Here is a 22,660-nt window from a genome sequence, read left to right as displayed (position 1 = left end):
GTGCGACGGGGGTGTTTCACGTGAAACATCCTGGCGGGCGTCGCCGCCGGGATCGGGTGTCGACCCTGTCATCGACGCACCTATTCGGCCGACGTGTGCACGACGACGTAGCGGTGCGGCTCAGTGCCGTCGGACGAGCTGGTCAGTCCGGCCGCGGCCACCGCGTCGTGCACGACCTTGCGCTCGAACGGCGTCATGGCGTCCAGCGCCACCGAGGTCTCGCCAGCCTGGACCTTCTCGATCGCGGACTGGGCGATCGCGACGAGCTCGGTGCGACGCGCGGCGCGGAAGCCGGCGACGTCGAGCATCAACCGGCTCCGCTCACCCGTCTCGCGGTAGACAGCCAGGCGGGTCAGCTCCTGCAGGGCGTCGAGCACCTCACCCTCACGACCGACGAGGTGGTCGAGGTTGCCACCGACGATCTCGACGGCAGCACGATCGCCGTCGACGTCCATGTCGATGTCGCCATCCAGATCAGCGATGTCCAGCAGACCTTCGAGGAAGTCCGCGGCGATGTCGCCTTCCTTCTCCAGCTTCTTGGCCAGGTCGTTCACGGGGTGCCGTCCTTGTCCGTCTCGTTCTTGCTCGTGATGTCGGGCTTGCGCTTGGGCGGGCCAGCGGGCTTCTTCTTGCGCTGGCTGCGCGCCTGGTTCCTGGGCTGCTGGCGCGGCGGGGGCTTGGGTGCCTCGTCCTCGACCGGCTTCAGCGGGTCCTCCGTCACGGTCTTGCCGTGCCGGGCGTCGCGCTCCTGCTTGGCCTTGAACGCCGGGGTGCCCGGAGCCGGGTTGTTGCGGATGACGTAGAACTGCTGACCCATGGTCCAGAAGTTCGAGGTGGTCCAGTAGAAGAGGACACCGAGGGGGAACGCCACGCCGCCGACCGCGAACACGATGGGGAGGATGTAGAGGAGCAGCTTCTGCTGCTGGGCGTACTGGCCCGTCATCGCGTCGGCAGGCATGTTCTTGGACATCAGCTGACGCTGGGTCGTGAACTGCGTGATGCACATGATGACGACGAGCGACATCGTCAGGATCTTGGTCTCGGTCGCCGTCGAGTTCACGAACGTGTCGGCGATGCGGGCGCCCAGGAGCACGGCGTTGTGCAGCGACGTCGCGTTCTCGGAGTTCATGAATCCCTTGTGGAACTCACCGTCCTTGGCGATGCCCTCGTACTTGGACGCGTGGTCGATCACGCGGAACAGCGCGAAGAAGATCGGCATCTGCAGGATCAGCGGGAGACACGAGGCGAACGGGTTGGTGCCGGTCTCCTTCCACAGCTTCATCTGCTCCTGCGTCAGGCGCTCACGGTCGTGCTTGTACTTCTGCTGCAACGCCTTGATCTGCGGCTGCAGGAGCTGCATGTTGCGGCTCGACTTGATCTGCTTGACGAACAGCGGGATCAGGAGCGTACGGATCGTGACGGTGAGACCGACGATCGAGAGCGCCCACGTCCAGCCGCTGTTCTCCGGCATCACGGTCGCAAAGATCTTGTGCCAGACCAGCAGGATCCCCGACACCGCGTAGTAGAGCGGCGTCATGATCGCCGATCCGATGTCGCCTAGGAAGCCGAACATTGTTCTCCTCTGTGTGACTGTGGCACCGGGTCGTAGCCTCCGGCGCTCCAAGGGTGGCAGCGCAGGACACGACGTCCGGCGAGCCAGGTTCCGCGCACCGCACCGTGGGTCTCAACGGCCTGCAGAGCGTAGGCCGAGCAGGTGGGGTGGTAGCGGCAGACCTGACCATAGAGCGGGCTGATGGCGAAGCGGTACGCCTTCAACAACCAGATCAGTGGGTATTTCATCGAGCACCGGCTCGCACCAGCGCGGCATCCAGGTGTTCGGCGAGCGTGGCAGAGCGTACGCCCTGTGCGGCGGGCAGCGCCCGCACGACGACCCGGCTCCCGTCAGGAAGCCGGTCGACCCGGTCGCGCATCAGGTGTCGCAGCTGGCGCTTGACCCGATTGCGGTCGACAGCCGACCCGACGGCCTTGCTCACGACGAAACCGACGGACGTGGGTCCGCCGGTTCCCGGAACGACATGTGTGACGAGGGTTGGTTGTACGCCTTTGGCTCCACGACGGATCGTGTGCCGGAAGTCATCCCCGCTGCGCATGCGTTGGACGCGCGCGAGCAACGGCTCAGGCAGACAGCTTGGCGCGGCCCTTGCGGCGACGGTCCGCGAGGATCGCGCGGCCGGCGCGGGTGCGCATGCGGAGGCGGAAGCCGTGCTTCTTGGCACGACGACGGTTGTTCGGCTGGAAAGTACGCTTGCTCACGATGTGTTCCTCACGGATCTCAGTCTGGGCCGGTCGACGGCCACCGCTCGCCCACGACCGAGAAAGAGTGTTGTCGTGGGCATGCGGCGGAAGTCGTTCTAGGACGACTAGACAACGGTACGGGGGCCCCGGAGCCCGGTCAAACTGATCCCCATACGCTCCGAACGTCCACGCGTCCACACGACACGCCGATCGCTGGGGACGAGCTGGGGAATTCCGCTTGTAAGCACCCCCCATGGCTGCTAGCGTCACCGCGGTATCGAGTTTTTCCACAAGGCAACCTCAACTCTCGAGTTCGCATTCACACCATGTGGAAAACCATGTGGACGTGTCGGGAGGCATTGGATGAACGACGGCCAGGAAACCAGCCCGGAAGAGCATCTCAACCGAGTCTGGCAAGGTGCCGTCGACACGTTGTCCCCCGGAGCAAAGGTCTGGGTCTACTCCGCCAAGCCGTTGACGCTCCACAACAACATCATGATCGTGGCGGTCCAGGACGACCTGACGCGTGCACAGCTCGAGTCGCGCGTCCGCCCCGCTCTGGAGCACGCCATCAGCACGACGCTGCAGCAGGAGACCCGGCTCGTGGTCACGATCGAGCCGACGCTCATCGACACCCACCAGAGTCGACAAGACGATTTATCGACAAACCAGCCCAACGTGTACGGGCAGGACAACGACCTCGACGACGAGGACGACGACGACCAGGACGAGTTCGTCCCCACGTGGGCGGAGCGCAAGACGACGCCGCCGCGCATCGGCAGCGTCGCCGAGGCCCGCCTCAATCCGCGCTACCTCTTCGAGAACTTCGTCATCGGCTCGTCCAACCGATTCGCCCACGCTGCCGCAGTCGCGGTCGCCGAGGCGCCGGGCAAGGCGTACAACCCCCTGGTGATCCACGGCGAGTCCGGGCTCGGCAAGACTCACCTGCTGCACGCGATCGGCCACTACGTCCTCAACCTCTATCCCTCCTCGCGGGTGCGCTATGTCAACAGCGAGGAGTTCACCAACGACGTCATCAACGCGATCCGTGAGAACCGCACCGCCGCGCTCAAGCGCAAGTACCGCGAGATCGACGTGCTTCTGGTCGACGACATCCAGTTCCTGGAGGGCAAGGAGTCGACGCAGACCGAGTTCTTCCACACGTTCAACGCGCTGCACAACGAGAACAAGCAGATCGTGATGACCTCGGACCGGCCGCCCAAGAACCTGACGACGCTCGAGGACCGCCTGCGCAACCGGTTCGAGTGGGGCCTCACCACCGACGTCCAGCCGCCCGACCTCGAGACGCGCATCGCGATCCTCCGCAAGAAGGCCGCCAACGAGAAGCTCACTGCGCCGGCCGACGTGCTCGAGTTCATCGCGAGCAAGGTGCAGACCAACATCCGTGAGCTCGAGGGTGCGTTGATCCGCGCGACCGCGTTCGCCAATCTCAACGGCACGACGGTCGACCTGCAGCTGGCGCAGATCGTGCTCAAGGACCTCATCGCCGAAGGTGAGGAGCCTGACATCACGGTCGGCATGATCATGGCGCAGACGGCGGCCTACTCGGAGTTCTCGATCGACGACCTCTGCAGCACCAACCGGAGCCGCAACCTCGTGCTCGCCCGGCAGATCGCCATGTATCTGTGCCGCGAGCTGACCGACATGTCGCTGCCCAAGATCGGCCAGGAGTTCGGCAACCGTGACCACACGACCGTGATGCATGCCGACCGCAAGATCCGCAAGCTCATGGCCGAGAAGCACGCGGTCTACAACCAGGTCACCGAGCTGACGGCACGCATCAAGCAGCAGGCCCGCCAGTCATGACGTGTGAATGGCCCATCAGGACCATTCACACCTGGGACATACACAGCTGGGGATGGCACTGTGGGAAAACCCACGAGTCACGTGGACATCACCCGTCGCCATGTGAACACCGTGTGAACGCAGAACCGACATCCACAGCATCTTGTAGTTTCACGGTCCGGCCGGACACAGGTTGTCCACCGGCTCCCGAGCCGCACTTGCAGCACATATCGCGGTTGTCCACCGAATCCACAGACGCTACTACGACTACTACTCTTCTTTATCTCAGCAACCCCAGCGGAAGTCATGTCGCGAGGTGTGTGTGGATGACATCTTCGGCGCTTCCCCTGAATACCTCCGGTCACGGATACCGTGGCAGGATTCATCCCGACGGCTCCCGTCCTCGGAAAGGCCCCATCACGTGAAATTCCGCATCGACCGCGACACGCTTGCCGACGCCGTTGCCTGGACAGCCCGCAGCCTGCCCAACCGTCCGAGCGTTCCCGTGCTCGCCGGCCTGCTCATCGAGACCGCCGCGGACGGCCTCACCCTGTCCGGGTTCGACTACGAGACCTCGACCCGCGCCACACTGCCGGCCGAGGTCAGCGCCGACGGCCGCGCCCTGGTCTCCGGCCGGTTGCTCGCCGAGATCGTCAAGGCCCTCCCGGCCAAGCCCGTCGACATCTCGCTCGACGGCACGAAGGTGCAGGTCATCTGCGGCAACGCGCGATTCAGCCTGCAGACCATGCCGGTCGAGGAGTATCCGCAGCTGCCCGAGATGCCCACGGCCTCCGGCACGATCAAGGCCGACGACTTCGCCACCGCGGTGTCGCAGGCCAGCGCCGCCGCCGGCCGCGACGAGATGCTGCCCCTGCTGACGGGTGTACGCCTGGAGCTCGAGGGCTCGACGATCTCGCTCATGGCGACCGACCGCTTCCGCGCGAGCCTTCGCGACCTCGAGTGGTACCCCGAGGCGAGTGACCTCTCCGCCCAGGCACTCGTACCCGCCCGGGTGCTCAACGAGACGGCGCGATCGCTGACCTCCGGTGGCGACGTCACGATCGCGGTGTCCTCGGGTGAGTCCGGCGACGGGTTGATCGGCTTCGAAGGCACCGTCGGCAACGGCACCCGCCGCACCACGACGCGACTTCTCGAGGGTGACTTCCCGCGCGTACGCCAACTGTTCCAGGCGCAGGCCGAGACCGTCGCCTACGTCGAGACGCAGGCCTTCGTCGACTCGGTCAAGCGCGTCGCGCTGGTCGCCGAGCGCAACACACCCGTACGCCTGACGTTCTCCGACGGTCAGCTCCTGCTCGAGGCCGGCAGCGGCGACGAGGCCCAGGCGTCGGAGTCGATCGAGGCGACGATCGAGGGCGCGGACATCTCGATCGGCTTCAACCCGACCTACCTGCTCGAAGGGCTCGCCGTCATGTCGGACCCGGTCGTGCACCTGTCGTTCACGCAACACACCAAGCCAGCAGCGATCTCGGGCGTCCAGGAGATCGGGGCCGACCCTGACGTCGCGTTCCGCTACCTGATCATGCCCGTACGCCTGCAGAACTGACTCTCGGAGGGACTCGCACATGGACATCGGACTCGTCGGACTCGGCAAGATGGGTGGCAACATGCGCACCCGCATGCGCAACGGTGGCGTCACCGTCGTGGGCTACGACCGCAATCCTGATGTCTCCGACGTGGCGTCCCTCGAGGAGCTCGTCCAGCAGCTGCCATCACCCAAGGTCGTGTGGGTCATGGTCCCGGCCGGCGACATCACGCGGTCCACGGTCGAGCAGCTCATCGAGCTCCTCGGCGAGGGTGACGTCATCGTCGACGGCGGCAACTCACGCTGGACCGACGACGAGAAGCACGCAGCACTCGCCGCCGACAAGGGCATCGGCTACGTCGACTGCGGGGTCAGCGGCGGCGTCTGGGGACTCGACAACGGCTACGCACTGATGGCCGGAGGCACCGCCGAGGACATCGCCAAGGTGCAGCCCGCGTTCGACGCGCTCAAGCCCGAGGGTGACTCCGGCTTCGTGCACGCCGGGCGCGTGGGTGCCGGGCACTTCTCCAAGATGGTCCACAACGGCATCGAGTACGCCATGATGCAGGCCTACGCCGAGGGCTTCGAGCTGCTCGAGAAGGTCGACATGGTCGACAACGTCACCGAGGTCTTCGACTCGTGGCGCGAGGGCACCGTCGTCCGCTCGTGGTTGCTCGACCTCCTGGTCAAGGCGCTCGAGGAGGACCCGGGTCTGTCCAAGGTCCGCGGCTACGCCGAGGACTCCGGCGAGGGCCGGTGGACCGTCGAGGCGGCGATCGACAACGCCGTTCCGATGCACACGATCGCCGCGTCGCTGTTCGCGCGCTTCACCTCCCGCCAGGAGGAGTCGCCGGCGATGCAGGCCGTCGCCGCGATGCGCCAGCAGTTCGGCGGCCACGCGGTCAAGGCTGCCGAGGAGAAGGGTCTCGACCCGGCGGCACCGGATCACGCAGATCCCGTCTAGCTCGTGCACGTCAGTCGCCTGACCCTGCACGACTTCCGGTCGTACGACACCGTCGAGATCGACCTGGAGCCCGGCGCCACGGCGTTCATCGGGTCCAACGGGCAGGGCAAGACCAACTTGGTCGAGGCGATCGACTACCTGTCCCGGCTCGACTCCCACCGGGTGTCGAGCGACGCTCCACTCATCCGCGCGGGCGCCGAACGTGCGGTCGTCCGTGCCGACGTCGTCAAGGGTGATCGCACCGCGCTCCTCGAGCTGGAGATCACGCCGGGCAAGGCCAATCGGGCCCGCATCAATCGCGGCGCCCTCCCACGCACCCGAGACCTCATCGGCGTGCTGCGCACCGTGATGTTCTCGCCCGAGGACCTGGCGCTCGTGAAGGGCGATCCGTCGGACCGGCGCCGGTTCCTCGACTCGCTGCTCGTGCTGCGCACGCCACGACTGGCCGGCGTACGCGGCGACTACGACCGCGTGCTCAAGCAGCGCAACACCCTGCTGAAGTCTGCGCGCGGCCGTCGCAACGTCGAGATCGCGACGCTCGACATCTGGGACGACAACCTCGCCCGCACCGGAGCCGAGCTCGTGTCGACCCGACTGCTGCTGCTCGACGCGCTCGCGCCCCACCTCGCCGAGGCATACGTGCGCGTGGCGGCGGCCGCGGCACCCGATCGCCGCGACGTCACCGCGATCTACAAGCCGTCGCTGGACCTGGATCCGGACCTACGCGACCAGGAAGCGATCCGCGTGGCGCTCCTCGACGAGATCGCCCGGCGGCGGGGCGACGAGATGGACCGCGGGATCAGCCTGGTCGGCCCGCACCGCGACGACGTGACGCTGACGATCGGCGAGCTCCCCGCCAAGGGCTACGCGAGTCACGGCGAAGCCTGGTCGCTCGCGCTGGCGTTGAGGCTCGCGTCGTTCGAGCTGCTGCGCGAGGATGATGACGACCCCGTGCTGATCCTCGACGACGTGTTCGCCGAGCTCGACCAGGGCCGCCGCCAGCAGCTCGCCGAGCTCGTCGGCGACGCCGAGCAGGTGCTGGTCACCGCCGCCGTGGCGGACGACGTGCCCGAGGCTCTCAAGGGTCACCGTTTCAACGTCGCAGGAGGGGAGGTCGTCCGTGACTGACTCCGACACACCGGCACCGCGCGACGACGGCCTCGACCTCGCCCGCGACATCGCCAAGTCCTACCGCGGCAAGGGCTCGCCCGTCCCGCCGTCGGGCAAACGACGCGTGCGGCCGGCCAAACCCGCTCGCGGCGCTCGCGACGAGCCGAGCCTGCTGGCCGACCTGCTCGGCGAGGTCGTCAACGACCAGGGATGGGACGAGCGGCTCGCCGCGCAAAGAGTGTTCACCGACTGGGCGACCATCGTCGGTCCGGAGGTCGCCCAGCACTCCGAGGTCATCGCGTTCGACGACGGCGAGGTCGAGGTCCGTACGGACTCGACGGCCTGGGCCACCCAGCTCCGGCTGCTGGCGCCGCGCATCGTGGCGAAGCTCAACGAGCTGATGGGCGACGGCTCCGTGCTGCGGATCGTCGTCCGCGGGCCTCAGGCACCGTCGTGGAAGAAGGGGCCGCGCTCGATCCGCGGCGCCCGAGGCCCGAGGGACACCTACGGCTGAGGAGGCTACTCCGCGGGTGACACGGCTGCGGCGAGGACGACGAACGCTGCCGTGACCGCGGTGACGGCGCCGAGGACGAGTGACGCCTGGGTGAAACCGACCCAGCCGTACGCCGGGCGCACCCCGACCGCGACGAGGAAGGCCAGCGCGGCGGCACAGCCGACGAGCGCGCTGACGAACGTACCGGTCACCGGGGTTCGCGGTCCGTGGAAGCACCACGCGACCAGGCCGGTCCAGACCAGGCTGACCGCCAGGGCGGCGACGACATCGGCGGGCCGGTGCCAGCCCGCCACGATCGTGGAGGCGCCGGTGAGGGTCGTGGCGAAGCCACCCGCCGCTGCGACGAGTGGGCGTACGCCACCGGGCGCGACGAGCAGCGCGGCGCCGACCCCGCTGGCGACCACCGTGGTGTGGCCGCTCGGCAGGCTGTTGAGCATGGCGAGGCCGAAGTCGGGCCGGTCGAGGAACGAGTGCTTGAGGACCTGCGTCGTGATGTCGGCGCCCCCGATGATGACCGCCGCGCCGATCGCGAGCCGGCCCTTGCCCCGCAGCAGGGCGACACCGGCGCACGCCACCGCCACCGCCACGATCGCGCCGATCGACACGTAGCCGAGCCCGCTCAGCAGGGTGAGCTGGGTGTCGCGGCCGGCGACGACCGTACGCATCGCGTCGTCGTCCCACTGCTGTCCGCGCGACGACTGCAGCGCGACGCGCACCATCACGACGAGCGTGACCGCGGCGGCAACTGCCGTCGCGAGCGCGGGCAGCGCGGTGTCTCGGCGGACGGCGGTCGTGCTCATTCCTCTACGATGCCCGATGGGACCCAAGACGTCGTCGGCGCGTGGCAACACCGCCGCCGCATGGGCGGCTCGGAGCACCTGGAGCCATACCCGAGGTTGTTGGAGGGTCTGCCACAACGTCACAGCCGCTGTTTTGTCGCTCTCAGGGGCACATGGCGGTCGCGACGCGCCACTCGGGAACTGTGGGTAAACGCTGAGACGCACATAACGGCCCGTATACTGGATGGGTGAGCCAAACTCCAGATCCTGAAGCCTCGTACGACGCCAGCAACATTCAGGTCCTCGAAGGTCTGGAGGCGGTTCGCAAGCGCCCCGGCATGTACATCGGCTCGACCGGTGAACGCGGGCTCCACCACCTCGTCTACGAGGTCGTCGACAACTCGGTCGACGAAGCGCTCGCGGGCTACGCCTCCCACATCGCGGTGACCCTGCAGGCCGACGGCGGCGTCCGCGTCGTCGACGACGGCCGCGGCATCCCCGTCGACGAGCACCCGACCGAGAAGATGCCGGCCGTGACGCTGGTCCTCACCTCGCTGCACGCCGGCGGCAAGTTCGGTGGCGGCGGCTACAAGGTCTCGGGCGGTCTGCACGGCGTCGGCGTCTCGGTCGTCAACGCGTTGTCGACCAAGCTCCACGTCGAGATCAAGCGCGACGGCTACCGCTGGACCCAGTCGTTCACCTACGGCGTCCCCGACGCTCCGCTCGAGCGCCACGAGAAGACCGACGAGACCGGCACCACGACGACGTTCTACGCCAGCGAGGACATCTTCGAGACCGTCGTCTACAGCTACGAGACGCTCAAGACACGCTTCCGCGAGATGGCGTTCCTCAACAAGGGCCTCGAGCTCGTGCTGCGCGACGACCGCGACGAGGCGCAGGAGGCCACCGAGGGCGACACCCCGGTCGACGCGATCGAGCGCGACTGCCGCTTCCGGTTCGACAAGGGCCTGGTCGACTACGTCGAGCACATCAACGTCGGCAGCAAGTCGCCGATCCACCGCGAGGTCATCTCGATCGAGTCCGAGGACGAGACCAAGGGGCTGTCGCTCGAGATCGCGATGCAGTGGAACGACAGCTTCATCGAGTCGGTGCACACGTTCGCCAACACGATCAACACGCACGAGGGCGGCACGCACGAAGAAGGCTTCCGCGCCGCGCTGACCACGACGGTCAACAAGTTCGCCACTGCGCAGGGCCTCATCAAGAAGGCCGCCGACAACCTCTCGGGCGAGGACATCCGCGAGGGCCTCACCGCGATCGTCTCGATCAAGCTCGAGGAGCCGCAGTTCGAGGGGCAGACCAAGACCAAGCTTGGCAACAGCGAGGCGAAGTCCTACGTCCAGTCGGTCCTCAACGACGAGCTCGGTGCCTGGTTCGAGCAGCACCCCACCGAGGGCAAGACGATCGTCCGCAAGTCCATCGACGCCGCGACCGCCCGCATGGCGGCTCGCAAGGCCCGCGACCTGGCCCGCAACCGCAAGGGCTTCCTGGGCGGTGGCGGCCTGCCCGGCAAGCTCGCCGACTGCTCCTCGCGCAACCCCGAGGAGTGCGAGGTCTTCATCGTCGAGGGCAACTCCGCCGGCGGCTCGGCCAAGGGTGGGCGCGATCCCCGCACGCAGGCGATCCTGCCGCTGCGCGGCAAGATCCTCAACGTCGAGAAGGCCCGCATCGACAAGATCCTGCAGAACGCCGAGGTCCAGGCGATCATCTCGGCGCTCGGCACCGGCGTGCACGACGACTTCGACATCGACAAGCTGCGCTATCACAAGATCGTGCTGATGGCCGATGCCGACGTCGACGGCCAGCACATCTCGACCCTGCTGCTGACGTTGCTGTTCCGGTTCATGAAGCCGCTGATCGACGGCGGCCACGTCTACCTCGCGCAGCCGCCGCTCTACAAGATCAAGTGGAGCAACTCGCCGGACGAGCTCGCCTACTCCGACGCCGAGCGCGACGCGATGCTCAAGGCCGGCGCCGCGGACGGCAAGCGCCTGCCCAAGGAGGTCGGCCAGCAGATCCAGCGCTACAAGGGTCTGGGCGAGATGAACGACAGCGAGCTGTGGGACACCACGATGGATCCCGCCAACCGCATCCTGCGCCAGGTGACGCTCGAGGACGCCGCGATGGCCGACGAGATGTTCACGATCCTGATGGGCGAGGACGTCGAGCAGCGACGTTCGTTCATCCAGCGCAACGCCAAAGACGTCCGCTTCCTCGACATCTGACCTGACAGGGCTCACTGATGACTGACACCACACCTCCCGAGCACGACCGGATCGAAGCCGTCGAGCTGCAGGACGAGATGCAGCGCTCCTACATCGACTACGCGATGAGCGTCATCGTGTCGCGCGCCCTGCCGGACGTCCGTGACGGGCTCAAGCCCGTGCACCGCCGCGTGCTCTATGCGATGTTCGACGGCGGCTACCGCCCCGACCGCGGCTTCTCCAAGTGCTCGCGCATCGTCGGTGACGTCATGGGTCAGTACCACCCGCACGGCGACACCGCGATCTACGACACTCTCGTACGCCTGGCGCAGCCGTGGGTCATGCGCGCTCCGATGATCGACGGCCAGGGCAACTTCGGCTCCCCGGGCGACGACGGCGCCGCCGCGATGCGTTACACCGAGTGCCGGCTCGCGCCGATCGCCATGGAGATGGTGCGCGACATCGACAAGAACACCGTCGACTTCCGCCCCAACTACGACGGCCGCTCGCAGGAGCCGACGGTCCTGCCGTCACGCATCCCCAACCTGCTGGTCAACGGCTCCGCCGGCATCGCGGTCGGCATGGCGACCAACATCCCGCCGCACAACCTGCGTGAGGTCGCCGACGGTGCCCAGTGGGCGCTGGCGAACCCCGAGGCGAGCAAGGAAGAGCTGCTCGAGGCGCTCATCGAACGCGTCAAGGGTCCTGACTTCCCCTCCGACGCGCTGATCGTCGGCACCAAGGGCATCGAGGACATGTACCGCACAGGTCGCGGCTCGATCCAGATGCGCGCGATCGTGTCGATCGAGGAGGACACCAAGGGCCGCATCCAGCTCGTCGTCACGGGCCTGCCCTACCAGGTCAACCCCGACAACCTGATGCGCAAGATCGCCGACCTCGTCAACGCCGGCCGCATCCAGGGCATCTCGGACCTGCGTGACGAGTCGTCGTCGCGCGTCGGGCGTCGCATCGTGATCGAGATCCGCAAGGACGCGATCGCCCGGGTCGTCCTCAACAACCTCTACAAGCACACCGAGCTGCAGACCAACTTCAGCGCCAACATGCTGGCCCTGGTCGACGAGGTGCCGCGCACCCTGACGCTCGACGGCTTCGTCAGCAACTGGATCAACCACCAGATCGAAGTCATCCAGCGCCGCACCCAGTACCTCCTCGACGAGGCCGAGGCGTCCGCGCACATCTTGCGAGGCCTGGCCAAGGCGCTCGACGCCCTCGACGAGGTCATCGCCCTGATCCGTCGCAGTCCCACGGTCGAGGAGGCCCGCGACGGCCTCATCAGCCTGCTCGACATCGACGAGCTCCAGGCGCGCGCGATCCTCGACATGCAGCTGCGTCGCCTGGCCGCCCTCGAGCGCCAGAAGATCATCGACAACCTGGCCGAGCTCGAGCTCAAGATCGCCGACTTCAAGGACATCCTGGCCAAGCCGGAGCGCCAGCGGCAGATCGTGTCCGACGAGCTGAGCGAGATCGTCGACAAGTACGGCGAGGATCGTCGCTCGCACATCATCCCCGCCGACGGCGACCTGTCCGACGAGGACCTGATCCCCGACGAGGAGGTCGTGGTCACGATCACCAAGGGTGGCTACGCCAAGCGCACCAAGACCGATCTCTACCGCGTCCAGAATCGTGGCGGCAAGGGCGTACGCGGTGCGGCCCTGCGTGGTGACGACCTCGTCGAGCACATGTTCGCGACGACCAGCCACCACTGGATCCTGTTCTTCACGACCGCCGGCCGCGTCTATCGCGCCAAGGCCTACCAGCTGCCCGAGGCCGGACGCGACGCCAAGGGCGGACACGTCGCAGGCCTGCTGTCGTTCCAGCCCGACGAGGAGATCGCCCAGGTCCTGGCGATCCGTGACTACGAGCAGGCGCCCTACCTGGTCCTCGCGACCAAGAAGGGTCTGGTCAAGAAGACGCGGCTGGGCGACTACAACAGCCCGCGCCAGGCCGGCGTCATCGCGATCAACTTCCGCGACGAGGACGACGAGCTGATCGGCGCCGAGCTGGTCACTCCCGAGGACGACCTGATCCTCATCTCACGCAAGGCCCAGGCCATCCGGTTCCGCGCCGACGACGAGCAGCTGCGACCGATGGGCCGGGCGACGTCGGGCGTCACGGGCATGAAGTTCCGCGAGGAGGACTCCATGCTGTCGATGTCGGTCATCCGACGTTCAGCGGGCGCCCTCGAGTCCGCCGAGGTGCCCGAGGAGGACCAGCTCTACGTCTTCACGGTCACCGACGGCGGCTTCGCCAAGAAGACGCCGGTCGAGCAGTACCGCCTGCAGGGTCGGGGCGGTCTGGGCATCAAGGCGATGCAGATCACCGAGAACCGCGGTGAGCTCGTCGGCGGTCTCGTCCTCGTCGACACCGATGACGTCATCTCCGTGACGGCCACCGGTCAGGTCACCCGGAGCCTCGTCTCGGGGGTCAATCCGACAGGGCGTGGCACGATGGGTGTGAGCTTCGTGAAGTTCAAGGGGGATGACCGGGTCGTGACCATCGCGCGCAACACCGAGCTCCCGCAGGACGAGGCGCAGGCCGAAGAGACGTCGACCGACGAGGACCAGGATCAGTGACCGAAGACGACAAGCAGGACCCGACCTCCGCGCCGGGCTCCAGCGCGGCAGACGCGGCGCCGACGCAGGAGGTCCCCCGGATCCCCAAACCGGCCAAGCGGGCTCCGGCCAAGAAATCGGCGGCTGCCAGCAACGGATCGTCGAGCGGACCACAGACCGACAAGGGCCGTCCGCGCCCGACCCCGACGCCGGCATCGGTGTCGGACGCCTCGGACGACGAGGACGACACCTCGTCGGACAGCCGGCCGCTCACTGCGGCGGACTACGCGCGTACGACCAACCAGTCGCCGTCGACCACCGCGGTGATCCCTGCGGTCAAGGACAAGGTCGAGACGCCGGTCGAGCGGTCCACGACGACATCCGGAGCGACGCTCAGTCCGGCGCCGGAGTCGGGTTCCAAGAAGGAGCGGCGCGCCAGCCTGCGACTGACGCACATCGAGCCGTGGTCGGTCACCCGCATGGCGTTCGCCATCTCGGTCGCGATGATGATCGTGGCGGTCGTCGCGGTGTCGATCTTCTGGGTCGTCATGGAGGCGACCGGGGTCTGGGACCAGATCAACGGCAGCGTCACCTCGGTGCTGAGCGATGACTCGACGAGCTTCAACATCACCGACTACCTCGGCTTCGGGCGCATGGTCGGACTGACCCTGGTGCTGTCGGCGATCAACGTCATCCTGACCACGGCACTGGCCACGATCGGCGCCCATCTCTACAACCTCGCGGCGCAGCTCCTCGGCGGTGTGGAGGTCACGTTCGCCGAAGAGAAGTAAGACCCCTCCCCGTTTTGGGAGACCGGCAGGCGGTGCGGTAAAGTTCACCGCTGTTGCGGGCGTATAGCTCAGCTTGGTTAGAGCGCATCCCTGATAAGGATGAGGTCCGAGGTTCAAGTCCTCGTACGCCCACTCGCACAGGAGGTTCCATGAAGAAGATCATCGCCCTCGGGCTCGCTGCGGCCGGTGTCTTCTGGGCCCTGTCGAAGTCGAAGAGCAAGCCGGCCGACACGTGGGCGGCTGCCAGCGACAAGGTCTGATCCCGGACCAGCACGACCACGGGGCCGTGGCGCAATTGGTAGCGCACCTGCTTTGCAAGCAGGGGGTTAGGGGTTCGAGTCCCCTCGGCTCCACTGAAAACTGAATGACGAAGGCCCTGCCACCCGAGTTTCGGGCGGCAGGGCCTTTTGCGTTGAGGGGGGCGGTGCTTCCTCATTCAGTGAAACAAGCGAGTGACTCGAGTCGGGCGACATCAACGCGGCCCTGATCACGGCCTAGCAGGCAGCGGTGAGGAACTCGATCTGGTCGGCAAGCAACTGGCGTTGCCAGGTGCCTTCGTAGACGTCGAAGTGGTCGACCGGGTAGTTGCGGACCTCCGCATACGAGCCCGCCTTCTTGGCGGCCCGCCATGCTGCGGTGGGCGGGGCGACGGCGTCCTGTTCGCCGACCTGGACGAGTACAGGCGTACGAAGTCGGGCAGCCGACCGGGTCGGCCGGTTGAACGCGACCTCGAGCGCCACGCGCGCACAGACCTCATTGCGCCATGTGTCGCCCGCGATCGCGTGGTAGCCCTCGAAACCGCCGGGGGCGGTGATCATCGCCGTGCTGCCCGGCACACCGACGACGGGCAGGTGATGCGGCGGTCGGCGCAGCAGGGCGCGGGTCGCGTCGCGGAGTCCGTGCGCGACGAGGGGCAGCAGGGTGGTCGGATGCGCACGAGCGAGGGCCAGGAGCGCCGCCGCGCCGTCCACCGCCGGTGTCATCGACACGATGGCGGCGATGCGCCCGTCGTCGACCGCGACGGGGATGACGTGACCTCCGGAGTACGAGGTTCCCCAGAGCACGATGCGCTCGTCGTCGACGCCGGGCAGGGCTCTGGCCGTGGCGATGGCGGCCTGGTAGTCAGCCCGTTGGTGACGGTGGGAAACGCGTTGGCGCGGGGCACCCTCGGACGTACCGAAGCCGCGATAGTCGAAGAGGAGCACGTCGAACCCGGCGGCTGCGAATCCCTCGGCGTAGCCCAGGAGTCCGGTGTCGCGCGTGCCGCCGAACCCATGCGCCATGACGACGCACGGCCGACCGCCACGCCCACCGAGCTGTTCGTGCGCGGCGGTGAGGTGCCAGGCGCCGCAACGCACACCCGCACTGAGAAACGCCACGTCGCGGTGCTCACTCATGCTCTAGGCCGTCCGCTCGACCGGGCGGCTCAGCGGCGCCCTGTCGGCGTCGCGGAGGATGTCCTGGATCGACTCGTCCCTGGCCATGTGCGCGTCGAGCAAGGGGTTGATCACGCCCCGCATCGTGGAGTACGCGCTCCAGCGCTTGGGGGCGATCACCCGGGCGGATCGACGCGTGATGGCGCCGACGATCGCGTCGCCGGCATCTGAAGGATGCAGCCGGCGTCGCAGGAAGCCCGGGAACTTGTGCTCGAGTCGGTTGGCGACCGGGTCGGCAGTGAGATCGCGGACCAGGTCGGTGTCGATGTAGCCGAAGTACGCGACGGTCGCCGACGCACCGTGCTGCTTGAGCTCGACACGCAGGGCCCGTCCGAGCTGCTCCACGGCAGCCTTCGACATCGCGTACGGGGCCATCAGCACCCCGTTGATGAACGAATAGATCGAACCCACGACGACGACGTGACCCTGGTTGCGGATCACCTCTGGCAGCGCGGCGTGGACCGTGCGATAGACACCGAGGACGTTCACCTCCAGGACCCGCTCGAAGACGACCGGATCCATCGCGTTGACCGTGGTGGCCCGCGGACCGATGCCGGCATTCGCGACGACCACGTCGATCCGCCCGAAGTGGTCGACGGCCTGCTCGACGACGCCTCGCATGGCGGCTGCGTCGGTCACGTCGGCAGCCAGGCCGAACGCTTCGGGTCCCAGCGTCTGCGTGGCGGAGTCAACCTCGCGACGGTCGAGGTCGACGATGACGACCTTCGCCCCGTCGCGCACCAGTCGCTCGGCGGTGGCCAGGCCGATGCCGCGCGCCGCGCCGGTGATGAGGGCGACCTTGTCGCGGACGTCGTAGCTGCTCATGAGGTAATCGCTTTCTGTTGCTGGAAGAGTGTCGGAGTCCGGGTGGGTGGAAGCGCGGTGCCCGCCGTCATGCCATGGCGTCGGCCAGGACCGGTCCACTGAACTCGAGAAGCCCGTCGTCGATCGGATCGTCCAGCAGCATCCTGGTGTCGTGGCCGTAGTGCATCAGGACCCTCCACGCACCGTCCTTGCCTTGGCGCGGGAGCTTGTCCTTCGCGCGCTGGACGTAGCCGGACTGGAGCGAGTCCATGATTCCGTCGTCGAGCGCCGAGTCATGGTGGTCGACAGGCATGACGACCGAGTGACCGCTGGTCTCCATGTGGGTGAAGAGGCGGACGAGGTACTTCGCGACGAGGTCGGACTTCAAGGTCCAGGGGGCGTTCGTGTATCCGAACACCCACGCGAGGTTCGGCAGGTTCTGGACCATGACCGCCTTGTACGTCATCTGGTTGCGCACCTCGCGGACCTCACCATCGACGGTGAAGGTGATCCCACCCATGACCTTCACATCGAGTCCCGTCGCCGTGACGATGACGTCTGCGTCGAGCTCTCGACCGGACGTCAGTCTGATCCCGGTCTCAGTGAACGTCTCGATCGTGTCGGTGACGACCGACGCGTCGCCCGAGGCGAGCACCTTGAACAGGTCACCGTTCGGAACAGCGCAGAGGCGCTCGTCCCAGGGCTTGTAGGTCGGGGTGAAGTGAGCCATGTCGAACTCGGGTCCGACACGGCGCTTCACCTGGGACAGCAGGAAGCGCCGCATCATCGTGGGCCAGCGGCCGCAGGCGAGGTAGAGGCCGCGCTGGATCCCGATGTTGCGCTTGCGGGCGAGCCAGAAGACCACCGAGCTGGGGAGGAACTTGTCGAGGAAGGGCGAGATCTTGTCCTCCGCAGGCACCGACATGACGTACGAAGGTGATCGCTGGAGCATGGTGACGTGCGCCGCCTTCTCGGCCATCGAGGGCACCAGGGTGACAGCGGTGGCACCGCTTCCGACGACCACGACCCTCTTGTCGGCGTAGTCGAAGTTCTCCGGCCAGAACTGGGGATGCACCGTCTGTCCGCCGAAGTGATCTGCACCCGGGAACTCCGGGAGGTGCCCGGCGTCGTAGTTGTAGTAGCCAGCACAGTTGACGAGGAACCCGCAGGTGAACACCCGCTCCTGGCCCGAGGCCTCGTGCAGCGCGGTCACGGTCCATCGGCAGTCGGCACGTGACCAGTCGGCCGAGAGGATCTTCAGGCCGTGGTGAACCTTCTCGTCGATCCCGTACGCAGCGGCCGTCTCTGCGATGTACTCGCGGATCGAGTCGCCGGGAGCCAGGACCTCGGTGTCGGTCCACGGGCGCCACTCGTATCCGAAGGTGAACATGTCGGAGTCGGAGCGAACTCCGGGATAGCGAAACAGGTCCCAGGTGCCGCCGATGCGTTCGCGTCGCTCGATGACGGCGATCGACTTCTGGGGAAAGGCGCCGGTGATCTGGCAGGCGGTGCCGATCCCGGAGAGTCCGGCTCCGACGATCAGGACGTCGACATGGTTGGCGGTCATGGCTCACGGGCTCCTTGATGGACTGGTGTTCTGGTCCTTCGAGCATCGGGCGGCAGGGGTTGTCACGTATTGACCTGGCGCGTCATACTTTTGTCATTTCCGGACATGGCGGGGTCAATGGGCAGCCTGATCAGGGCGACGAATCTCTGGGGCTATGCCGACCTCGTCCGCGACCTCGGCGGCACGCCCGAGGACCTGCTTCGCCGCTTCGACATCCCGGTGGGCATCGAGGACCTGGACGACACGTTCGTACGGGTCGACCCGTTCCTCCGGCTGCTGGCCGCCACGGCCGAGGAGCTCGACTGCCCTGACTTCGGTCTGCGGATGTCGGGATGGCAAGGTCTGGGGATTCTCGGGCCCGTCGCCGTGATCGCCCGCAACTCCGAGTCGGTGCTTGAGGCCTTCCGATCGATCTCGCAGTACTTCTACGTCCACTCGCCCGCGCTCCAGCTGGAGATGCGGCCCCGAGTGCCGGGTGAACCGATCACGTTCGACTACCGGGTGCTCGAGCTCTCGCTCCCGGTGCTGCGACAGGGCTACGAGCTCAGCGTGGCCAACGGCGCCCGGATCATCCGGATGCTGGGGGGCGACGGTGCGACATACGCGTCGGTCTCGTTCCTCCACGAGCAGATGGGCACCGACGAGGCGTACGCCTCAGTGCTCGGGTGCCCGGTCGAGTTCGGCCAGTCCTGGTGCGGATTCGAGCTGGACGGCGACGTCGCCGACAGGGAGCTCGACAATGCGGACGGCGAGACGCGGCGGCTTGCCACCCGGTACCTGGAGAGTCAGGTCCCACCGAGCGAGACCACCCTCGCGGGACGCGTCGAGGAGCTTGTCCAGCGCCTGCTCCCCACGGGACACTGCACCGCGGATGTCGTCGCGTCCGAGCTGCTGATGAACCGCCGGACCTTGCAGCGCCACCTCGGCGCCGACGGCGAGACGTTCCGGGGCATCCTCGACCGGCAGCGCCGGACGTTGGCGGAGCGCTACCTGGCCGAGCCGGTCATGCAGCTCGGCCAGGTGACCCGTTTGCTCGGATATGCCGAGCAGGCGTCCCTCAACAGATCGGTGCGCCGCTGGTTCGGGACGACGCCGGCGAGCTATCGCGCCACCGCCCGGCGGTAGCCGATCGTCAGCTGAGCCGGCGCCAGAGCACCAGGGCAGCAACTGCGGCGACGCCGACGAGCGCGACGATGCCGGCGCGCTTCTTGCCGGCATCGGCCTTGGCCGCGAGGGCGTCGACGGTCTCCCCGAGGTGCGCCCGGGTCTCTTGGATGTCCTGCTCGAGCGCGGTCACGACGTCGCCCCGTGACGGGCGGCAGCGACGTCGGCCTTGACGCTCGCGACCCGCTCCTTCGGCGGCTCCGCCACCCGGCTGACGCGCATCTTGCCGACCAGGGCGGCAAGACCGGCGAGCACGAACAACCCGCCGCCCACGATCAGTGCGGCGAGCCAGGCGTCGAGCTCCTCGGCGATCCCGAGGATGGCCGCAGCGATGAGGGCGCCGAGGCCGTACAGCGCCAAGGTGCCGGCGACGCCGAACATCCCGGCGCCGACCCCGAGACGCTTGCCGCTCGTCGCCAGGTCCTGCTTGGCGAGCTGGATCTCGTTGCGGATCAGGGTCGAGATGTCACCGGTCGCCTGAGCGATCAGCTCGCCGGTCGAGGCCTCGGACGTGGGCGTGCGCGCACCCGTCATGAGATCCCCTGTCGATGCGCGTCCGCGATGGGCGACTCGCCCGGCACCGGCGGCGGTCCGATGACCTCGTCGCCGGGACGATAGTTGTCCGACGCCGGATCCGCGTCGTGCCCGTGGACCTTGTCGGCGATCTTGGACTTCGCCTCACCGGCGACATCGGCGACCTTCGCGCCGACCTTGCTGCCCATCTCGGACCCGGCCTGCTTGGCCTGGGTCTGGACGTCGTCGACGGCGCCCTGGACGGTGGGGTTCTGCCAGGCCTTGGTCGCCTGGCGCTTGATCTGTTCATAACGCTCACGCCCGGCGCGGGCACCGAGAACGTACCCGGCGGCGCCGATCACGAGCACTGTCAGCTTCTTCACGTTGACCACTCCTTCAGGGCGGGCTTACCCCGTTGGGCTGTGACCACACATGACGCGAGGGGTGCCGGGGAGGCCCTTCCTCCCCGGCACCCGTGGATCAGGCCGCCGAACGGAGCTTGATCGTCACGGAGCGACCGCTGCGACGGGCGGTCTCGTGCGACTCGGCAAGCTGCTCACGGGCGAGGTCGCGGAGCTCAGCCATCTGCGGGGTGACCTCGGCGAGCGTCAGCTCGGTCTCGATGACGTCGAGGTCGAGTCCCCAGACGTCCTCGAGCACGCGACGCATCCAGCCGGTCGCGTGGTCCCAGCCCTCGCGGGGTGTGCCTGCCCCGTAGCCGCCGCCGCGCGCGGTCACGAGGAACGCCGGCTTGCCGACGACCTCGCTCTGGCCCAGCGAGAGCCGCGGATCGGTGGCGACCAGGTCGAACCAGGCCTTGAAGTGCTGCGAGACGCCGAAGTTGTAGAGCGGGACGGCGAAGACCAGGACGTCTGCCGAGACGACCTCGTCGGCGTACGCTGCCGCCTGCCCGACCGCAGCCAGCTGCTCGGGCGTGCGCTGGTCCTCGGGGACGAACCCCGCGAACGCGGCGAGCGGCCACAGCGCCGGATCGATCGGCCCGCTGCCGAGATCACGACGGATGACGGTGGGACGCCCGAGCTCCTCGGTGATCGTCTCCTGAAGAGTGTCGGCGACGGCCCGCGTCACCGAGCCGTCCTGGCGAATGCTGGCATCGAGGCGGAAGATCGTGCTCATGTTTGCTCCTGAGGGATAGATACTCTGTACAGCAGATCATCTTACACACAGACAATCGGTCAACACGATGACTGTGACAGGCGCGTGCTCGCTACACTGGGACCATGACCGAGACGGCCGGGACGACGACGGAGCACGGCTCCATCGACTTCGGCCAAGCCCTTGGCAGCATCCTGCGGAGCTATCTCGACAACGCCCGGGATGCGGTCAGCGAGCTGCCGGGAGGCCCGCGCGGATATCAGGTCATGTCGGTCGCCAACGGTGACGACTGCAGCAACCAGGCGACGATCGCGACCCTTCTCGGCATCGACCGCACGGTCATGACCTACCTGGTCGACGACCTCGAGAAGGCCGGACTCGTGACCCGCCGACCCGACCCGGCCGATCGCCGCGCCCGCCAGGTCGTCCTGACGGCCAAGGGGGCCAAGGCCCATGCCGCCGCGTCGCAGCGGATCGCCGAGGTCGAGCGGATCGTGCTCAGGACCCTCTCCGACGCGGACGCCGACCTGTTCCGCCAGCTCCTCGTACGCGTGGCAGCAGCCGGTCCCGTTGTCGACGCGTGCGACGTCCCCGGCGTCGCCGAGTGCTAGACCCGTTGCGGCGGGCCTGATCCCATCGCCCAGCGGATCGCCTCGGTGATCGCGACTCCGCTCGTACGCACGGCAGTCGCCTCGACGATCGGCAGGTAGGGCAGCCGCAGCGGCCAGCGGGTCCAACGCGGCATCATGCCGACCGCGGCTGCCGACAGCAGACCGTACGGAGCCCGCAGCGTGAGCGGGACGGGCGGGTGGACCAGGATGAATCGCGCCGCTCGCCGGGCGGCCGGTGTCCCCTCGAGATCGGGTCGGTAGTCGGCCAGCACCTGCTCGAGCTCGGTGACCGTCTCGGGCACGTCGGTGGCGCCGAGAGCCCGGGCGACGTGGGCCGTCTCACTCACGTACGCGTCGCGGCCGGGGGCGTCGAGTGGCTTGGCGCCGTAGCGATCGTGCGCGCGCAGGAAGCTGTCGATCTCCGCCACGTGCACCCAGCGGACCAAGTGAGGGTCGGAGGCGGCGTATGCCCGGCCGTCCGGCGCGACGCCGCGTACGCGTTCGTGCACCGCGCGGACGATCGACACGGCCCGGTCGGCGTCCTCGATCGTTCCGAACGTGGTCTCGGCGAGGAAGGTGCTCGTGCGCTGCAGCCGCCCCCACGGGTCGCCGCGAAAGCCCGAGTGTGCGTCGACCGCGGCCATCGCGAGGGGATGCATCGACTGCAGCAGGAGTGCACGGATCCCGCCGACGAACATCGACGCGTCGGAGTGCACGCGGTGGATCGCCGAGCCGGGCTCGAATCGACGTGGTCCCTCGGAGAAGTGGATGCGGTCGCGCCGCGCCGGGCCCTCGTCGCCGGCGACGCGGGAGAAGATCGTCTCGCCCACGCGCCGGCGCACGGACTCGAGCGGGTTCATGGCTCGACGGTACGCGCGAACGCCTGAA

24 protein-coding genes and 2 tRNA genes are annotated in these 22,660 nt (G+C 67.6%); 12 read left to right on the top strand and 14 right to left on the bottom strand.

Features of this window, described 5'->3' with window-relative positions; genetic code table 11:
• Positions 1-80: 80 nt before the first annotated feature.
• The 5 genes from ASC61_RS07035 to rpmH are packed head-to-tail and all read right to left on the bottom strand — an operon-like array spanning position 81 to position 2,274.
• Positions 81-554 carry a Jag family protein gene (locus ASC61_RS07035; protein WP_056210622.1) on the bottom strand — a complete coding sequence of 158 codons (474 nt, stop codon included), beginning with the start codon at positions 552-554 and terminating at the stop codon, positions 81-83.
• The gene (gene yidC / locus ASC61_RS07030; protein WP_056210621.1) at positions 551-1,573 is read right to left on the bottom strand and encodes a membrane protein insertase YidC; all 1,023 of its coding nucleotides are present in this window, start codon (positions 1,571-1,573) and stop codon (positions 551-553) included. Before yidC ends, ASC61_RS07035 begins: the two co-directional genes overlap by 4 nt.
• On the bottom strand, positions 1,558-1,800 hold the full coding sequence (gene yidD / locus ASC61_RS19350) for a membrane protein insertion efficiency factor YidD (RefSeq protein ID WP_082530509.1): 243 nt from the start codon (positions 1,798-1,800) through the stop codon (positions 1,558-1,560). Before yidD ends, yidC begins: the two co-directional genes overlap by 16 nt.
• Entirely contained in the window at positions 1,797-2,132 is a 336-nt protein-coding gene (gene rnpA, locus ASC61_RS07025) for a ribonuclease P protein component (RefSeq protein WP_082530508.1), read from the bottom strand. The genes yidD and rnpA overlap by 4 nt, the downstream gene beginning before the upstream one ends.
• 4 nt (positions 2,133-2,136) lie before the next feature.
• Positions 2,137-2,274, bottom strand: a complete 138-nt coding sequence (gene rpmH / locus ASC61_RS07020; protein WP_056210619.1) for a 50S ribosomal protein L34 — start codon at positions 2,272-2,274, stop codon at positions 2,137-2,139.
• A gap of 345 nt (positions 2,275-2,619) precedes the next feature.
• Here rpmH and dnaA point away from each other — a divergent pair, with 345 nt between their 5' ends.
• The 5 genes from dnaA to ASC61_RS06995 all read left to right on the top strand — a co-directional run bounded on the left by dnaA (position 2,620) and on the right by ASC61_RS06995 (position 8,193).
• Complete coding sequence (gene dnaA, locus ASC61_RS07015) at positions 2,620-4,083, top strand: chromosomal replication initiator protein DnaA (RefSeq protein WP_056210618.1); 1,464 nt, start codon at positions 2,620-2,622, stop codon at positions 4,081-4,083.
• 400 nt (positions 4,084-4,483) lie between these two features.
• Positions 4,484-5,626 (top strand): DNA polymerase III subunit beta, encoded by a 1,143-nt coding sequence (gene dnaN, locus ASC61_RS07010; RefSeq protein ID WP_056210617.1) that lies wholly within the window; start codon positions 4,484-4,486, stop codon positions 5,624-5,626.
• A 19-nt stretch (positions 5,627-5,645) separates the two neighbouring features.
• Positions 5,646-6,569: a phosphogluconate dehydrogenase (NAD(+)-dependent, decarboxylating) gene (gene gnd / locus ASC61_RS07005; protein WP_056210616.1), complete on the top strand. Its 924-nt coding sequence runs from the start codon at positions 5,646-5,648 to the stop codon at positions 6,567-6,569.
• 3 nt (positions 6,570-6,572) lie between these two features.
• A complete protein-coding gene (recF, locus tag ASC61_RS07000; protein WP_056210615.1) occupies positions 6,573-7,697 on the top strand; it encodes a DNA replication/repair protein RecF in 1,125 nt (374 codons plus the stop codon).
• Positions 7,690-8,193, top strand: coding sequence for a DUF721 domain-containing protein (locus ASC61_RS06995; RefSeq protein WP_056210614.1), 504 nt, complete (start codon positions 7,690-7,692; stop codon positions 8,191-8,193). Before recF ends, ASC61_RS06995 begins: the two co-directional genes overlap by 8 nt.
• Before the next feature lie 5 nt (positions 8,194-8,198).
• On the opposite strand, the gene ASC61_RS06990 is transcribed toward ASC61_RS06995, so the two are convergent.
• Positions 8,199-8,993 (bottom strand): phosphatase PAP2 family protein, encoded by a 795-nt coding sequence (locus tag ASC61_RS06990; protein WP_056210613.1) that lies wholly within the window; start codon positions 8,991-8,993, stop codon positions 8,199-8,201.
• Positions 8,994-9,220: 227 nt separating this feature from the next.
• Between ASC61_RS06990 and gyrB the strand changes: the two genes are divergently transcribed.
• The 5 genes from gyrB (at position 9,221) to ASC61_RS06965 (ending at position 14,914) form a co-directional block, all read left to right on the top strand.
• Positions 9,221-11,218, top strand: a complete 1,998-nt coding sequence (gyrB, locus tag ASC61_RS06985; protein ID WP_056210612.1) for a DNA topoisomerase (ATP-hydrolyzing) subunit B — start codon at positions 9,221-9,223, stop codon at positions 11,216-11,218.
• 17 nt (positions 11,219-11,235) lie between these two features.
• On the top strand, positions 11,236-13,791 hold the full coding sequence (gene gyrA / locus ASC61_RS06980; RefSeq protein WP_056210611.1) for a DNA gyrase subunit A: 2,556 nt from the start codon (positions 11,236-11,238) through the stop codon (positions 13,789-13,791).
• Positions 13,788-14,561: a DUF3566 domain-containing protein gene (locus ASC61_RS06975; RefSeq protein ID WP_235503505.1), complete on the top strand. Its 774-nt coding sequence runs from the start codon at positions 13,788-13,790 to the stop codon at positions 14,559-14,561. Before gyrA ends, ASC61_RS06975 begins: the two co-directional genes overlap by 4 nt.
• Before the next feature lie 57 nt (positions 14,562-14,618).
• Positions 14,619-14,693, top strand: a tRNA-Ile gene (locus ASC61_RS06970).
• A gap of 148 nt (positions 14,694-14,841) precedes the next feature.
• Positions 14,842-14,914, top strand: a tRNA-Ala gene (locus tag ASC61_RS06965).
• 141 nt (positions 14,915-15,055) lie between these two features.
• Here ASC61_RS06965 and ASC61_RS06960 read toward each other — a convergent pair.
• The 3 genes from ASC61_RS06960 to ASC61_RS06950 all read right to left on the bottom strand — a co-directional run bounded on the left by ASC61_RS06960 (position 15,056) and on the right by ASC61_RS06950 (position 18,368).
• Positions 15,056-15,958 (bottom strand): alpha/beta hydrolase, encoded by a 903-nt coding sequence (locus ASC61_RS06960; RefSeq protein WP_056210610.1) that lies wholly within the window; start codon positions 15,956-15,958, stop codon positions 15,056-15,058.
• Positions 15,959-15,961: 3 nt separating this feature from the next.
• The gene (locus ASC61_RS06955) at positions 15,962-16,822 is read right to left on the bottom strand and encodes a short-chain dehydrogenase/reductase (protein WP_056210609.1); all 861 of its coding nucleotides are present in this window, start codon (positions 16,820-16,822) and stop codon (positions 15,962-15,964) included.
• A 67-nt stretch (positions 16,823-16,889) separates the two neighbouring features.
• Positions 16,890-18,368, bottom strand: a complete 1,479-nt coding sequence (locus ASC61_RS06950; RefSeq protein WP_056210608.1) for a flavin-containing monooxygenase — start codon at positions 18,366-18,368, stop codon at positions 16,890-16,892.
• Positions 18,369-18,485: 117 nt separating this feature from the next.
• Here ASC61_RS06950 and ASC61_RS06945 point away from each other — a divergent pair, with 117 nt between their 5' ends.
• Positions 18,486-19,493, top strand: a complete 1,008-nt coding sequence (locus tag ASC61_RS06945; RefSeq protein ID WP_056210607.1) for an AraC family transcriptional regulator — start codon at positions 18,486-18,488, stop codon at positions 19,491-19,493.
• A gap of 7 nt (positions 19,494-19,500) precedes the next feature.
• Here the strand turns inward: ASC61_RS06945 and ASC61_RS19675 are convergent, their stop codons facing one another.
• The 4 genes from ASC61_RS19675 to ASC61_RS06930 all read right to left on the bottom strand — a co-directional run bounded on the left by ASC61_RS19675 (position 19,501) and on the right by ASC61_RS06930 (position 21,182).
• A complete protein-coding gene (locus ASC61_RS19675; RefSeq protein WP_157439404.1) occupies positions 19,501-19,665 on the bottom strand; it encodes a DUF3618 domain-containing protein in 165 nt (54 codons plus the stop codon).
• The gene (locus ASC61_RS06940) at positions 19,662-20,066 is read right to left on the bottom strand and encodes a phage holin family protein (protein WP_157439403.1); all 405 of its coding nucleotides are present in this window, start codon (positions 20,064-20,066) and stop codon (positions 19,662-19,664) included. The genes ASC61_RS19675 and ASC61_RS06940 overlap by 4 nt, the downstream gene beginning before the upstream one ends.
• Positions 20,063-20,428, bottom strand: a complete 366-nt coding sequence (locus ASC61_RS06935; protein WP_157439402.1) for a YtxH domain-containing protein — start codon at positions 20,426-20,428, stop codon at positions 20,063-20,065. The genes ASC61_RS06940 and ASC61_RS06935 overlap by 4 nt, the downstream gene beginning before the upstream one ends.
• A gap of 97 nt (positions 20,429-20,525) precedes the next feature.
• Positions 20,526-21,182 carry an FMN-dependent NADH-azoreductase gene (locus ASC61_RS06930; RefSeq protein ID WP_056210605.1) on the bottom strand — a complete coding sequence of 219 codons (657 nt, stop codon included), beginning with the start codon at positions 21,180-21,182 and terminating at the stop codon, positions 20,526-20,528.
• Between the two features lie 104 nt (positions 21,183-21,286).
• Between ASC61_RS06930 and ASC61_RS06925 the strand changes: the two genes are divergently transcribed.
• The gene (locus ASC61_RS06925; protein WP_056210604.1) at positions 21,287-21,772 is read left to right on the top strand and encodes a MarR family winged helix-turn-helix transcriptional regulator; all 486 of its coding nucleotides are present in this window, start codon (positions 21,287-21,289) and stop codon (positions 21,770-21,772) included.
• On the opposite strand, the gene ASC61_RS06920 is transcribed toward ASC61_RS06925, so the two are convergent.
• The gene (locus ASC61_RS06920; RefSeq protein ID WP_056210603.1) at positions 21,769-22,632 is read right to left on the bottom strand and encodes an oxygenase MpaB family protein; all 864 of its coding nucleotides are present in this window, start codon (positions 22,630-22,632) and stop codon (positions 21,769-21,771) included. The genes ASC61_RS06925 and ASC61_RS06920 overlap by 4 nt on opposite strands.
• Positions 22,633-22,660: the final 28 nt, after the last annotated feature.

The organism is Aeromicrobium sp. Root344 (assembly GCF_001425755.1).
In the GTDB taxonomy this organism is placed as follows: domain Bacteria; phylum Actinomycetota; class Actinomycetes; order Propionibacteriales; family Nocardioidaceae; genus Aeromicrobium.
The sequence above is the reverse complement of the archived record's forward strand: the minus strand, read 5'-3'. Positions and strand labels throughout refer to the sequence as shown.

Excerpts from the sequence above, each read along its gene's own strand:
- yidC (WP_056210621.1), bottom strand. The coding sequence starts at position 1,573 with ATGTTCGGCTTCCTAGGCGACATCGGATCGGCGATCATGACGCCGCTC.
- yidD (WP_082530509.1), bottom strand. The coding sequence starts at position 1,800 with ATGAAATACCCACTGATCTGGTTGTTGAAGGCGTACCGCTTCGCCATC.
- dnaA (WP_056210618.1), top strand. The coding sequence starts at position 2,620 with ATGAACGACGGCCAGGAAACCAGCCCGGAAGAGCATCTCAACCGAGTC.
- gnd (WP_056210616.1), top strand. The coding sequence starts at position 5,646 with ATGGACATCGGACTCGTCGGACTCGGCAAGATGGGTGGCAACATGCGC.
- ASC61_RS06990 (WP_056210613.1), bottom strand. The coding sequence starts at position 8,993 with ATGAGCACGACCGCCGTCCGCCGAGACACCGCGCTGCCCGCGCTCGCG.
- gyrA (WP_056210611.1), top strand. The coding sequence starts at position 11,236 with ATGACTGACACCACACCTCCCGAGCACGACCGGATCGAAGCCGTCGAG.
- ASC61_RS06960 (WP_056210610.1), bottom strand. The coding sequence starts at position 15,958 with ATGAGTGAGCACCGCGACGTGGCGTTTCTCAGTGCGGGTGTGCGTTGC.
- ASC61_RS06955 (WP_056210609.1), bottom strand. The coding sequence starts at position 16,822 with ATGAGCAGCTACGACGTCCGCGACAAGGTCGCCCTCATCACCGGCGCG.
- ASC61_RS06950 (WP_056210608.1), bottom strand. The coding sequence starts at position 18,368 with ATGACCGCCAACCATGTCGACGTCCTGATCGTCGGAGCCGGACTCTCC.
- ASC61_RS06945 (WP_056210607.1), top strand. The coding sequence starts at position 18,486 with ATGGGCAGCCTGATCAGGGCGACGAATCTCTGGGGCTATGCCGACCTC.
- ASC61_RS06940 (WP_157439403.1), bottom strand. The coding sequence starts at position 20,066 with ATGACGGGTGCGCGCACGCCCACGTCCGAGGCCTCGACCGGCGAGCTG.
- ASC61_RS06930 (WP_056210605.1), bottom strand. The coding sequence starts at position 21,182 with ATGAGCACGATCTTCCGCCTCGATGCCAGCATTCGCCAGGACGGCTCG.
- ASC61_RS06925 (WP_056210604.1), top strand. The coding sequence starts at position 21,287 with ATGACCGAGACGGCCGGGACGACGACGGAGCACGGCTCCATCGACTTC.
- ASC61_RS06920 (WP_056210603.1), bottom strand. The coding sequence starts at position 22,632 with ATGAACCCGCTCGAGTCCGTGCGCCGGCGCGTGGGCGAGACGATCTTC.